The organism is Mesorhizobium sp. M8A.F.Ca.ET.021.01.1.1 (genome assembly GCF_003998025.1).
Taxonomy (GTDB): Bacteria; Pseudomonadota; Alphaproteobacteria; order Rhizobiales; family Rhizobiaceae; genus Mesorhizobium.
Genome location: NZ_RZSJ01000122.1, coordinates 1 through 12,493, shown reverse-complemented (window position 1 = coordinate 12,493; position 12,493 = coordinate 1). Strand labels below are relative to the sequence as shown.

General features: G+C 64.4%; 9 protein-coding genes. 8 read left to right on the top strand and 1 reads right to left on the bottom strand.

Going from position 1 to position 12,493, the window contains the following annotated elements; all coding sequences use genetic code 11:
- The 8 genes from EOA36_RS12520 to EOA36_RS12485 form a co-directional block, all read left to right on the top strand.
- Window positions 1–603, top strand: a 603-nt coding sequence (locus tag EOA36_RS12520; RefSeq protein WP_189553197.1) for a glutamate synthase-related protein, incomplete at its 5' end; no start/stop codon positions are given.
- A 34-nt stretch (window positions 604–637) separates the two neighbouring features.
- Window positions 638–1,945: a type III glutamate--ammonia ligase gene (glnT, locus tag EOA36_RS12515; RefSeq protein WP_127277902.1), complete on the top strand. Its 1,308-nt coding sequence runs from the start codon at window positions 638–640 to the stop codon at window positions 1,943–1,945.
- A 36-nt stretch (window positions 1,946–1,981) separates the two neighbouring features.
- A complete protein-coding gene (locus tag EOA36_RS12510) occupies window positions 1,982–3,235 on the top strand; it encodes a sarcosine oxidase subunit beta family protein (protein ID WP_127277901.1) in 1,254 nt (417 codons plus the stop codon).
- 14 nt (window positions 3,236–3,249) lie between these two features.
- Entirely contained in the window at window positions 3,250–3,525 is a 276-nt protein-coding gene (locus EOA36_RS12505) for a sarcosine oxidase subunit delta (protein ID WP_127277900.1), read from the top strand.
- A gap of 52 nt (window positions 3,526–3,577) precedes the next feature.
- On the top strand, window positions 3,578–6,550 hold the full coding sequence (locus EOA36_RS12500) for a sarcosine oxidase subunit alpha (RefSeq protein WP_127277899.1): 2,973 nt from the start codon (window positions 3,578–3,580) through the stop codon (window positions 6,548–6,550).
- On the top strand, window positions 6,543–7,166 hold the full coding sequence (locus EOA36_RS12495; RefSeq protein WP_127277898.1) for a sarcosine oxidase subunit gamma family protein: 624 nt from the start codon (window positions 6,543–6,545) through the stop codon (window positions 7,164–7,166). The genes EOA36_RS12500 and EOA36_RS12495 overlap by 8 nt, the downstream gene beginning before the upstream one ends.
- 265 nt (window positions 7,167–7,431) lie before the next feature.
- The gene (locus tag EOA36_RS12490) at window positions 7,432–9,801 is read left to right on the top strand and encodes an aminomethyltransferase family protein (RefSeq protein WP_127277897.1); all 2,370 of its coding nucleotides are present in this window, start codon (window positions 7,432–7,434) and stop codon (window positions 9,799–9,801) included.
- A gap of 253 nt (window positions 9,802–10,054) precedes the next feature.
- Complete coding sequence (locus EOA36_RS12485) at window positions 10,055–11,764, top strand: APC family permease (protein WP_127277896.1); 1,710 nt, start codon at window positions 10,055–10,057, stop codon at window positions 11,762–11,764.
- A 73-nt stretch (window positions 11,765–11,837) separates the two neighbouring features.
- Here EOA36_RS12485 and EOA36_RS12480 read toward each other — a convergent pair.
- Window positions 11,838–12,493: efflux RND transporter permease subunit (locus tag EOA36_RS12480; protein WP_145969158.1), on the bottom strand; the 656-nt coding region annotated here is incomplete at its 5' end.

Here is a 12,493-nt window from a genome sequence, read left to right as displayed (position 1 = left end):
CTTGCGGTGAAGGCCGGCGCCGACGTCGTCGTCGTCGACGGCATGCAGGGCGGCACGGCGGCGACGCAGGAAGTCTTCATCGAAAATGTCGGCCAGCCGACGCTCGCCTGTATCCGGCCGGCGGTGCAGGCACTGCAGGATCTCGGCATGCACCGCAAGGTGCAGCTGATCGTCTCCGGCGGCATCCGCAACGGCGCCGATGTCGCCAAGGCGATGGCGCTTGGCGTCGACGCGGTGTCGATCGGCACCGCAGCGCTCGTCGCGCTCGGCGACAATGATCCCCGCTGGGAGGCGGAGTATAACGAACTCGGCACCACGTCAGGCGCCTATGACGACTGGCATGAGGGCAAGGACCCTGCCGGCATCACCACGCAGGACCCGGAACTGATGAAGCGTGTCGACCCCGTGGCCGCCGGCCGCCGGTTGGCGAACTATCTCAAGGTGATGACGCTGGAGGCGCAGACCATCGCCCGCGCCTGCGGCAAGAACAGCCTGCACAATCTCGAACCCGAGGACCTCGTCGCATTGACGATCGAGGCAGCCGCCATGGCCGGCGTGCCGCTGGCCGGCACCAACTGGATACCGGGGAAGAACGGCTTCTAACACACACCCGAAATACCATAAGCGAGGAACTATAATGGGGAACGATCTCGCCGCTTTCGCCAAAAAGAACGGCGTCAAATATTTCATGATTTCCTACACTGACCTGTTCAGTGGCCAGCGTGCCAAGCTGGTGCCGGCGCAGGCGATCGCCGATATGCAGAAGGATGGTGCCGGCTTTGCCGGGTTCGCCACCTGGCTCGATCTGACGCCGGCGCATCCCGACATGCTGGCGGTGCCGGATCCGGACTCGGTCATCCAATTGCCGTGGAAACCGGAAGTCGCCTGGGTCGCGGCCAACTGCATCATGGACGACAAGGAGGTCGACCAGGCGCCACGCAACACGCTGAAGCGGCTGATCGCCGAGGCTGCCGCCGACGGCATGCATGTCAAGACCGGCGTCGAAGCCGAGTTCTTCCTGATCTCGCCGGACGGCAAGGCGATCTCCGACGAATACGACACGGCATCGAAGCCTTGCTACGACCAGCAAGCCATCATGCGCCGTTACGATGTCATCGCCGAGATCTGCGACCACATGCTGGCGCTCGGCTGGGGCGCCTACCAGAACGACCACGAGGACGCCAACGGCCAGTTCGAGATGAACTGGGCCTTCGACGACGCGCTGCCGACCGCCGACAAGCATTCCTTCTTCAAGTTCATGGTCAAGTCGATCGCGGAAAAGCATGGCCTGCGCGCCACCTTCATGCCCAAGCCCTTCCAGGGTCTGACCGGCAATGGCTGCCACGCCCATATCTCGGTCTGGGACAAATCAGGCAAGACCAATGTCTTCGCCGACAATTCAATGGAGCTTGGCCTGTCGGCCAAGGGCAAGAACTTCCTCGGCGGCATCATGAAGCACGCCTCCGCACTCGCCGCGATCACCAACCCGACGGTCAATTCCTATAAGCGCATCAACGCGCCGCGCACCATTTCGGGTGCGACCTGGGCGCCGAACACGGTGACCTGGACCGGCAACAACCGCACCCACATGGTGCGCGTGCCCGGCCCTGGACGTTTCGAATTGCGCCTGCCGGATGGCGCGGCCAACCCCTATCTCCTGCAGGCGGTGATCATCGCCGCCGGCCTCGACGGCATCCGTTCGAAGGCCGATCCGGGCAAGCGCTACGACATCGACATGTACCAGCACGGCCACACGGTGAAGGGCGCGCCGAAACTGCCGCTCAACCTGCTCGACGCCTTGCGCGAGTTCGACAAGGACAAATCGCTCAAGGCGGCGCTGGGTGAGGAATTCTCGTCGGCATATCTAAAGCTGAAGCACCAGGAATGGAATTCCTATGCTTCGCACTTCACGCAATGGGAGCGCGACCACACGCTGGACATTTGATCGTCCTGGCGGTGCGAGCGACCTCGGAATGAACTGATGAAATACTCGATCTTCTCGCTCGCGCGCGCCGCTCTTTCCGGCCACAAAAACTGGCAACGCACCTGGCGCGACGCTGCGCCGAAGGACCGCTACGACGTGGTGATCATCGGCGGCGGCGGCCATGGGCTCGCCACCGCCTGGTTCCTGGCCAGCGAGTTCGGCATCAAGAATGTCGCGGTGCTGGAAAAGGGCTGGATCGGCTCCGGCAATGCCGGTCGCAACACGACCATCATCCGCTCCAATTACGGCCTGCCCGGCAACACCGGCTTCTACGAATTGTCGATGAAGCTGTGGGAGCGGATGGAGCAGGACCTCAACTACAACGCGATGGTCAGCCAGCGCGGCGTTCTCAATCTCTATCATTCCGACGCACAGCGCGATGCCTATGCGCGGCGCGGCAACACCATGCGCATCAACGGCATCGATGCCGAACTGCTCGACCAGCCGGCGCTGAAGAAGATGCTGCCGTTCCTGAACTTCGACCATGCGCGCTTCCCGGTGCAAGGCGGGCTGCTGCAACGGCGCGGCGGCACGGCGCGCCACGATGCGGTGGCCTGGGGCTACGCCCACGCTGCCAGTGAACTTGGCGTCGACATCATCCAGAATTGCGAAGTCACCGGCTTTGTCAGGGACGCGAACGGCAAGGTGACCGGCGTCGAGACCTCGCGCGGCAGGATCGGCGCCGGAAAGGTCGGCATGGCGGTTGCCGGCTCTTCCTCGCGCGTCGCTGATATGGTGGGCCTGCGCCTGCCTATCGAAAGCCATGTGCTGCAGGCCTTCGTCTCCGAGGCGATCAAGCCGCTCATCCCCGGCGTCATGACGTTTGGCGCCGGACATTTCTATGTCAGCCAGTCCGACAAGGGCGGCCTCGTCTTCGGCGGCGACATCGACGGCTACAATTCCTACGCCCAGCGCGGCAATCTGCCTGTGATGGAGGATGTCTGCGAGGGCGGCATGGCGATCATCCCGATGATCGGCCGCGTGCGGCTGTTGCGCCAGTGGGGCGGCATCATGGACATGTCGATGGACGGCTCGCCGATCATCGACAAGACACCGGTCGACGGGCTCTATCTCAATGCCGGCTGGTGCTATGGCGGCTTCAAGGCGACACCCGGCTCGGGCCTTGTCTTCGCCCATCTGATCGCGCGCGATGAATCGCACAAGGAGGCCGCGCGCTTCCGCCTCGACCGGTTCCGGACCGGTGCGGTGATCGACGAAAAGGGCCAGGGCGCCCAACCGAACCTGCACTGAAGGCGGCTGGAACCATGCGGATTACCTGTCCCTTCTGCGGCGAACGCGAACTCGGCGAATTCACCTATCTCGGCGACGCCAAGCCGGTGCGGCCGGCCGCCGACGCCGGCGAGGACGCCGTCTATGACTATGTCTATCTGCGCGACAATATCGCCGGCGTGATGGACGAGAACTGGTATCACGGCGGCGGCTGCCGGGCCTGGCTGAAGGTCACCCGCAACACGCTGACGCACGAGATTTCCGGGGTAGAGGCTGCTGCCGGCGCTGGCGCGAGGCAGGTGGCGAAATGAGGAATTTTGCTAACGTCGGCGCCCTTCGCCATGAAATGAGAGGCCGGACACCATGACCTCTCATCGCCTCTCTTCCGGCGGCCTGATCGACCGCTCGGCGCCGCTGAACTTTCGCTTCGACGGCAAGAGCTACTCCGGTTTCAAAGGCGACACGCTTGCCTCGGCATTGGTTGCCAACGGCGTCAAGCTGGTCGGCCGCTCGTTCAAGTATCACCGCCCGCGCGGCATCCTGACGGCGGGGTCGGAAGAGCCCAACGCGTTGATCGAACTGCGCAGCGGCGCGCGGCGCGAGCCGAACACCAAGGCGACGACGGCCGAACTCTATGAAGGTCTTGAGGCCGCCAGCCAAAACCGCTGGCCGTCGCTCAATTTCGACGTCATGTCGGTCAACCAGTTGTTCGCGCCGATCTTCGTCGCCGGCTTCTACTACAAGACCTTCATGTGGCCCGCGAAGTTCTGGGAAGCGATCTACGAGCCGGCGATCCGACGCGCTGCCGGCCTTGGCCGCGCGGCGGGCATCGCCGATCCGGACTACTACGACAAGGCGTGGGCGCATTGCGATGTGCTGATCGCCGGCTCGGGCCCGACCGGCCTCGCGGCCGCATTGGCCGCAGGCCGCACGGGTGCGCGCGTCATCCTGTGCGAGGAGGATTTTACCCCCGGCGGCCGCCTGATTGCCGATGGCGGCACGATCGACGGCACGTCGGCGGCCGAATGGCTTTCACGGACGCTGGCTGAACTTGGATCCCTGCCCGACGTGCGCATAATGACCCGCACGACGCTGTTCGGCGTCTATGACGGCGGCACCTATGGCGCGATCGAGCGCGTCAACGACCACGTGCCCTCGCCGCCCGAGCATCAGGTGCGGCAGCGTCTGTGGCGGATCGTGGCCAAGCGCTGCGTCGTCGCCGCAGGCGCGCTCGAACGGCCGATCGTCTTTGCCGGCAACGACGCGCCAGGCGTGATGATGGCGTCCGCCATGCGCAGCTATATCGCACGTTACGCGGCGGCCCCGGCCAAGCGCATGGCGCTGTTCACCAACAATGAGGATGGCTGGCGCACGGTCGAGACCGCACTCGGTGCCGGCTTGCAAGTGGCGGCCGTGATCGACGCGCGCGCGGAGATTTCGCCGGCGCATCGTTCGCTTGCCAGCAAGGGCGGCTTTCCCGTTCTGCATGGCTCCGTCAGCGGCATCGATGGCGGCAAGAATGGCGTGCGCAAGATTTCGGTCTCGCTCACCGGCGGCGCGCGTGCCGAAGTGGAAGCCGACGGACTTGCCGTGTCCGGCGGATGGAACCCGACCGTTGGGCTCACCTCCTACCATCGCGGCCGGCCGAAATGGCGCAACGACATCGCCGCCTTCGTGCCTGACGGCGCACCGCCCGGCATGGTCGCAGCGGGCGCCGCAAACGGTGCCTTCGGACTTGGCGCCTGCCTGCGCGAAGGTTTTGCGGCGGGCGTGACGGCGGCACGCGATGCCGGACATGGCAATGGGTCAGGCTCCACGCCGGTGGCCGATGACGAGGCCTTTTCGCTGACGCCGCTGTGGCATGTCGCAGGCAAGGGCAAAGCCTTCGTCGACCAGCAGCATGACGTCACCGCATCCGACATCGAGTTGGCGCAGCGTGAGGGTTTTGAATCGGTCGAGCACCTGAAGCGCTACACCACGCTTGGCATGGCGACCGACCAGGGCAAGACCTCGAATGTCGCCGGCCTCGCCATCATGGCGGCGGTCACGGGCAGATCCATTCCCGAGACGGGCACCACGATCTACCGGCCGCCTTACGTGCCGGTGGCCATCGGCGCCTTCGCCGGCCATCACCGCGACGAGACTTTTCACGCGACACGGCTGACGCCGTCGCATCACTGGGCCGCCGAGCAGGGTGCGATCTTCGTCGACACCGGTTTATGGAAACGGGCACAGTGGTATCCGCGCGCCGGCGAGAAGGACTGGCTGGAATCGGTGACCCGCGAGGTCAAGGCGGTGCGCGGCGGCGTCGGCTTCTGCGATGTCTCGACGCTGGGCAAGATCGACGTGCATGGCGCGGACGCCGGCGCCTTCCTCGACCGCGTCTACATCAACACCTTCTCCAATCTTGCCGTCGGCAAGGCGCGCTATGGGCTGATGCTGCGCGAGGACGGCATCGTCTATGATGACGGCACGACGTCGCGGCTGGCCGAGGACCACTATTTCCTGACCACCACGACGGCCAAGGCCGGGCTGGTGATGCAGCATCTCGAGTTCTGCCGGCAGGTGCTGTTTCCGGAACTCGATGTCCAGCTTACTTCGGTCTCCGACCAGTGGGCGCAGTTCTCCATTGCCGGACCCAAGACCCGCGATCTGTTGAAAGAGATCGTCGATCCTTCGGAAGACCTCTCCAACGAAGGTTTCCCTTTCATGGGCGCGCGCGAAGTCGCGTTGCGCGGCGGCGTCAAGGCGCGGCTGTTCCGCATCTCCTTCTCCGGCGAAATGGCGTTCGAGATTTCGGTGCCGGCACGCTACGGCGAGGCGATGGCCCGCAATCTGATGATTGCGGGCCATCCGTTCGGTGTGACGCCTTACGGCACCGAGGCGCTCGGCGTCATGCGCATCGAAAAGGGCCATGTCGCCGGACCGGAGCTCTCCGGCACGACAACCGCGGCCGATCTTGGCCTCGGCAAGATGATGTCGACCAAAAAGGATTTCATTGGCCGCGTCATGGCCGGACGCGAGGCGCTGATTGCAGCGGACCGGCAGGTGGTCGTTGGCATCAAGCCGACCGACAAGGCGCGACGGCTACGCTCCGGCGCGCACATCATTCCGAAGGGGCAGACGCCCGGGCCTGATAACGACCAGGGCTATGTCACCTCGGTCTTCTTCTCGCCGACATCAGACCACTGGATCGGGCTTGCCCTTGTCGAGCGCGGCCGTGAGCGTATCGGCGAGATCGTGCATGCGCACGATCCGTTGCGCGGCGAAGACTATGACGTCGAGATTTGCAATCCCGTCTTCTACGATCCGGATGGAGGGCGCCAGCGTGGCTGAGTTTTCCTGGGAGACCCGCAGCCCGCTTGATCGCGCACTCGTTGCCGGGCCTCATGGTGCGAGCGGCGATGCCGGCGTGTCGCTGACCGAGATCCGCAATCTCGACCTCGTCCAGGTAATGGCGCGGCGTGGCAAGGCGGCTGAGATGGCCGAGGCGGCCAAGGCTCGCTTTGGCGTTGCTGCTCCGGAAACGCCGAACGCGCTCGGCGCGGCGGATGCCACGTTGATCTGGTCGGGGCCGGATCAGTTCCTTGCCCTGTCGACAGGCGGCAAGCATTCGATCGAGGCCCTTGAGCCCGGCTTTACCGGCTCGGCCTCGCTTTCCGACCAGTCGCATGCGCGGGTGTTGATCAGCATCTCCGGCGCCAAGGCGCGGACCATGCTGGCCAAGCTGTCGTCGATCGACCTGCACCCCGATGTTTTTGGCGTAGGCGCGGCGGCAGCCACGTCGATGGACCACACCAGCGTCACACTGTGGCGCGGCGCGGATCGCGACGGACAGGCGGTGTTCAATCTGCTGGTGTTCGCGACCTTTGCCGAGAGCCTGTGGCACACCATTCTGGACTCGGCCGCGGAGTATGGCGTCGAGATCGGGCATTCCGAGGAATTGGCGTAGCGGCGACGCCCCCTTCCTTCCCCCCTTGTGGGGGAAGGTGGATCGGCGCGATAGCGCCGAGACGGATGAGGGGTGTTCCAGCGGAGTGAGACGTTTGCGTTCCCTGGAACACCCCTCATCCGACCTCGCTTCGCGAGGCCACCTTCTCCCACAAGGGGAGAAGGGAAGATCAGGCGGCGCCTTGCCAAAAGCGACCACCCTGCTATTCTCTCAGCGAAAATAATTTTACACACAGGCAAACTAGTTTCTCGAACCGCAAGCTGAGATGAGCCAGTCGCCCTACCCCGCTGTCACTGCCGGACCGCCAAGGCCAAGTCTCATCCTGAGGCCCGGCCAGATCGCGCTGCCGGCGGGGATGGAACGCTACACGATCCAGGGCAATGGCGCGGTGCTGATCGAGGTCGAGGCGGGCGATACGGTCACGGTGCGCAACGTCGAGGGTGGTCAGGCCTGCGAGTTGCTGGCCTGGGATAAGTCGGGCGTCACCGACCCCGGCATTCTCGGCGAGAAATCCAACAGCAATGCCGCCGGCATCAAGGCGTTGCTCGCAGAGGGCGATGACAGCATCGCATCGCTGCGCCGCGGCCTTGAGCGCCGGCAGGTACAACTCGATCAGCCCAGAGCGGTGCGCGTGTTCGGCGGCGCCACGCCGGCCGGCACCGAGCAGAGCTTTTCGGTCCAGCGCGACGGCGCGCTGCTGATCGCGGCGCCTGGCGGGCCTATGCTGGTCGACGGCCACAACACGGCGACGACGCTGACCGTGATCGTGCGCCGCGCCACCATCCGGCTGAAGACGAGAGGGCAGCTTGCCGATCCGCTCGCCGATCCGGTGCTCGATCTCAGGGTGCATTCGGCAACCGCCGAATCCTATTTCGTCAAGGCCGGCGACTATCTGCAGATCATCGATGTCGACGGCCGCCAGTGCACCGACTTCCAATGCTTCTCGGCGCGCAAGCTCGACAAGGGCCTCGACCATCCGCTCGACGTCACGACGACGCGCACGCTGATGGGCGCGAGCTATCCGATGCCCGGCCTGCATTCGAAATATTACGACCAGGACATGGAGCCGCTGGTCGAGGTGGTGCAGGACATGTGCGGCCGGCACGACGCCTTCGCGCTCGCCTGTGCGGCGAAGTATTACGACGACATCGGCTATCCCGGCCACACCAACTGCTCGGAGAATTTCAACCGCGCGCTCACCGGCAAGGGCGTCAATCCCCGCGCCGGCTGGATGGCGATCAACTTCTTCTTCAACACGGCGATTGACGCCCATGGCGTCATGGTGTCGGACGAGCCATGGTCGCGCGCCGGCGACTATGTCCTTCTCAGGGCGCTGACCGACATCGTCTGCGTTTCCTCAGCCTGTCCCGACGACACGACACCGGCCAATGGCTGGGACCTGACCGACATCCACGTGCGGACCTATTCCGGCCAGCACAAATTCTCGCGAGCGATCGCCAGACGCATGACGCCCGATTCGGAACCGAAAATGACCCGCGAGACAGCCTTTCACCAGAGCTTTGCCAAGCACACGCGCGACTTCGTCGAGTACAGGGGCTATTGGCTGGCCAATTCCTTCGCCAAAGAAGGGGCCATCGCCGAATACTGGGCCTGCCGGCAGGACGCGGTAATCATGGACCTGTCGCCGCTGCGCAAATTCGAGGTCACGGGCCCGGATGCCGAAGCGCTGCTGCAATACACGCTGACGCGCGACGTCAAGAAACTCGGCGTCGGCCAGGTCGTCTACTCCGCCATGTGCTACGAGCATGGCGGCATGATCGACGACGGCACGCTGCTCAGGCTCGGCAAGGACAATTTCCGCTGGGTCGGCGGCGACGACCTGTCCGGCGAATGGCTGCGCGAGACGGCGACAAAGCTCGGCCTCAACGTGCTGGTGCGCTCGTCCACCGACCAGATGCACAACATCGCTGTGCAAGGGCCAAAGAGCCGCGACATCCTGAAACAGGTGATCTGGACCTCGCCGCTGCAGCCCTCGATCGAGGAACTCGAATGGTTCCGCTTCGCCGTCGCCAGGATCGGTGGCGGCAATGGCATTCCCATCGTCGTCTCGCGCACCGGCTATACCGGCGAACTCGGCTACGAGGTCTGGTGCCATCCGCGCGACGCCGAAAAGGTGTTCGACGCCATCTGGGAAGCCGGCCAGCCGCACGGTCTGAAGCCGATGGGCCTGCAGGCACTCGACATGGTGCGCATCGAGGCCGGGCTGATCTTCGCCGGTTACGAATTTTCCGACCAGACCGATCCGTTCGAGGCCGGTATCGGCTTTACCGTGCCGCTGAAGAGCAAGACCGACGATTTCATCGGCCGCGAGGCGCTGATCCGGCGCAAGGACCATGCGCAGACCAAGCTGGTCGGCCTCGAGATCGACGCCAATGTCGCCGTCGGCCATGGCGACTGCGTCCATGTCGGCCGCGCCCAGATCGGCGTCGTCACCTCGGGCATGCGCTCGCCGGTGCTGAACAAGAACCTCGCGCTGGCGCGTCTCGACGTCACTCATGCCGCCATCGGCACGGAGGTCGAGATCGGCAAACTCGACGGCCATGCCAAGCGGCTGCCGGCCCGGGTCGTCGCCTTTGCCCACTACGATCCGCAAAAGACCAAACCACGCTCCTGACCTGCCCTTTTTGGGTTCGCAAAGCGCCCGCCGGCCACCCCGCCGGACGCTTTGTCATCAGCGCGCGCAAGCGTGATGTGCACGGTTTCACAAATCGCTTGACGTGACGGCGCGCCGGATCAATCTTCACTCTTAAGAAAAAAATACGACTGAGTGGAAACACTGCGGCCGGAACGGTCATTAGCCGGGGAGCAAGCTTCGCGTAGCCGAGGCATCGCTGGCGGGGAACATCGAAAAAGGGGAACTCATCGACATGAGCACGATAAGTACGGTCCTGGACCAGCCTGCCGAAAGCAAGCTGCTCAGGCATATCGACTGGCGCGGCGCCTTCTGGGTGGCGAGCGGCGTTCCGGCGCTGGTCCTGTTCTCGATCGGCGGCATTGCCGGCACGACGGGAAAGCTGGCCTTCCTGATCTGGACGGTGTCCATGATCATGGGCTTCCTGCAGTCCTTCACCTATGCCGAGATCGCCGGCCTGTTTCCGAACAAGTCCGGCGGCGCCTCGATCTACGGCGCCACGGCGTGGCTGCGCTATTCCAAGTTCATCGCGCCGCTGTCGGTGTGGTGCAACTGGTTCGCCTGGTCGCCGGTGCTGTCGCTCGGCTGCTCGATCGCGGCTGCCTATATCCTCAACGCGCTGGCGCCGGTGCCGATCTTCACCGACACCTCGCCCGAGGTGGTGGCCTACATCGCCGCGCATGCCGGAACGGTTCCCGCAGACGCCATCACCGCGGTGACCGCCGCCGCGACGCCGGCCATCCGTAACTGGACGCTGTGGAGCCACACGCTGGGCCCGGTCTCGTTCACGCTCAACGCCACTTTTTTCATCGGCGCGGTGCTGATGCTGATCATTTTCTCGATCCAGCATCGCGGCATCCTGGGCACCGCCAGCGTGCAGAAATATATCGGCCTGCTGGTCATCATCCCGATGCTGATTGTCGGCGTTGTGCCGATCTTCACCGGTCAGATCGACTGGGCGAACTTCTCGCCGCTGGTGCCGCTGGCGGCTGCCTACGCACCCGAGCCCGGCTCCTGGAACATCGCCGGCTGGACATTGGCGCTCGGCGGCATGTTCATCGCCGCCTGGTCGACCTATGGGTTTGAGACGGCCGTCTGCTACACGTCGGAGTTCAAGAACCCCGGCACCGATACGTTCAAGGCCATCTTCTATTCCGGCCTGCTCTGCATGCTTTTGTTCATCCTGGTGCCCTTCACCTTCCAGGGCGTGCTGGGCCTGAACGGCATGCTGGCAACGCCGATCGTCGACGGCTCAGGCGTGGCCGACGCGCTGGCCGGCATGGTCGGCGGCGGCAAGATTATCCACAGCCTGCTTGTCATGCTGATGATCCTGGCGCTGGTGCTGTGCATCATGACGGCGATGGCCGGCTCCTCGCGCACGCTCTACCAGGGCTCGGTCGACGGCTGGCTGCCGCGCTATCTCAGCCACGTCAACGAACACGGCGCGCCGACGCGGGCCATGTGGACTGACCTCTGCTTCAACCTGGCGGTTCTGGCGATCGCCTCGGCCGACGCGACGAGCTTCTTCTTCATCCTCGCCGTGTCGAACTGCGGCTACATCATCTTCAACTTCCTCAACCTCAATGCCGGCTGGATCCACCGCATCGACAACGGCCATATCGTACGGCCGTGGAAGGCGCCTAGCTGGCTCTTGGGGATCGGGGCGATCTTCGCCTATGTCAACGCCATCTTCATGGGCGCAGGCGCCAAGGTGTGGAACCCGATGGCCCTGTGGGCCGGCCTGATCACCGCGGCGCTGATCATCCCGGTGTTCTGCTTCCGCCACTACATCCAGGACAAGGGCAAATTCCCGGACCACATGCTGGCCGACCTCGGCATGGCGGGAGCCGACCTCTCGGTCAAGAAGGCGGGCATGCTGCCCTATCTGACGCTGGTCGCCGGCGTGGCGGTCATGCTCATCGCCAATTGGGTATTCGTCATCTGATGATCTGACCGCGGCCCAAGCCACTGCATCAAGGAAAACCGGCCGGTCGCAAATCGACCGGCCGGTTTTTTTCTTATTCCGCCGCCAAAGCCAATTGCGGCCGTTCGATGCCTTCGATCTCTCCTGGCTCAGGGGCCTGCTCGTCGGTCTTCACCTTCTTCGGCTCGCGGCCGAAGAAGAGCGCATAGCCCGCCGGCAGCACCAGGATGGTGAGCACGGTCGCGACCAGAATGCCGCCCATCATGGCATAGGCGAGCGGCCCCCAGAACACGGCGCGCGAGATCGGGATCAGTGCCAGCACCGCGGTCATCGCCGTCAGTACGATCGGCCTGAAGCGGCGCACCGCCGAGCCGATGATCGCTTCGGAACGGTCCATGCCCCTGGCGATGTCCTGGTCGATCTGGTCGACCAGGATGATCGAGTTGCGCATGATGATCCCGAGCAGCGCGATAACGCCGAGGATGGCGACGAAGCCGAATGGCGCGCCGCTGATCAGCAGAGCGGCGGCAGCACCGATGATGCCGAGCGGGCCCGTCGCCAGCACCAGCATCGCCTTGCCGAAGTTCTGCAGCTGGATCATCAGCAGCACGACGATGACGGCCAGCATGATCGGCGCCTTGGCGGCAATCGAAGCCTGGCTTTCAGCCGAATCCTCGGCCCCGCCCTGAATCTCGATCTTGTAACCGGGCGCCAGGCCGTCGCGCAGACCCTGCATGTCCTTGTACCTGT

Bases quoted from the DNA above. Each gene is read 5' to 3' on its own strand.
- EOA36_RS12500 (WP_127277899.1), top strand. From the start codon at position 3,578: ATGACCTCTCATCGCCTCTCTTCCGGCGGCCTGATCGACCGCTCGGCG.
- EOA36_RS12490 (WP_127277897.1), top strand. From the start codon at position 7,432: ATGAGCCAGTCGCCCTACCCCGCTGTCACTGCCGGACCGCCAAGGCCA.
- EOA36_RS12510 (WP_127277901.1), top strand. From the start codon at position 1,982: ATGAAATACTCGATCTTCTCGCTCGCGCGCGCCGCTCTTTCCGGCCAC.
- EOA36_RS12505 (WP_127277900.1), top strand. From the start codon at position 3,250: ATGCGGATTACCTGTCCCTTCTGCGGCGAACGCGAACTCGGCGAATTC.
- glnT (WP_127277902.1), top strand. From the start codon at position 638: ATGGGGAACGATCTCGCCGCTTTCGCCAAAAAGAACGGCGTCAAATAT.
- EOA36_RS12485 (WP_127277896.1), top strand. From the start codon at position 10,055: ATGAGCACGATAAGTACGGTCCTGGACCAGCCTGCCGAAAGCAAGCTG.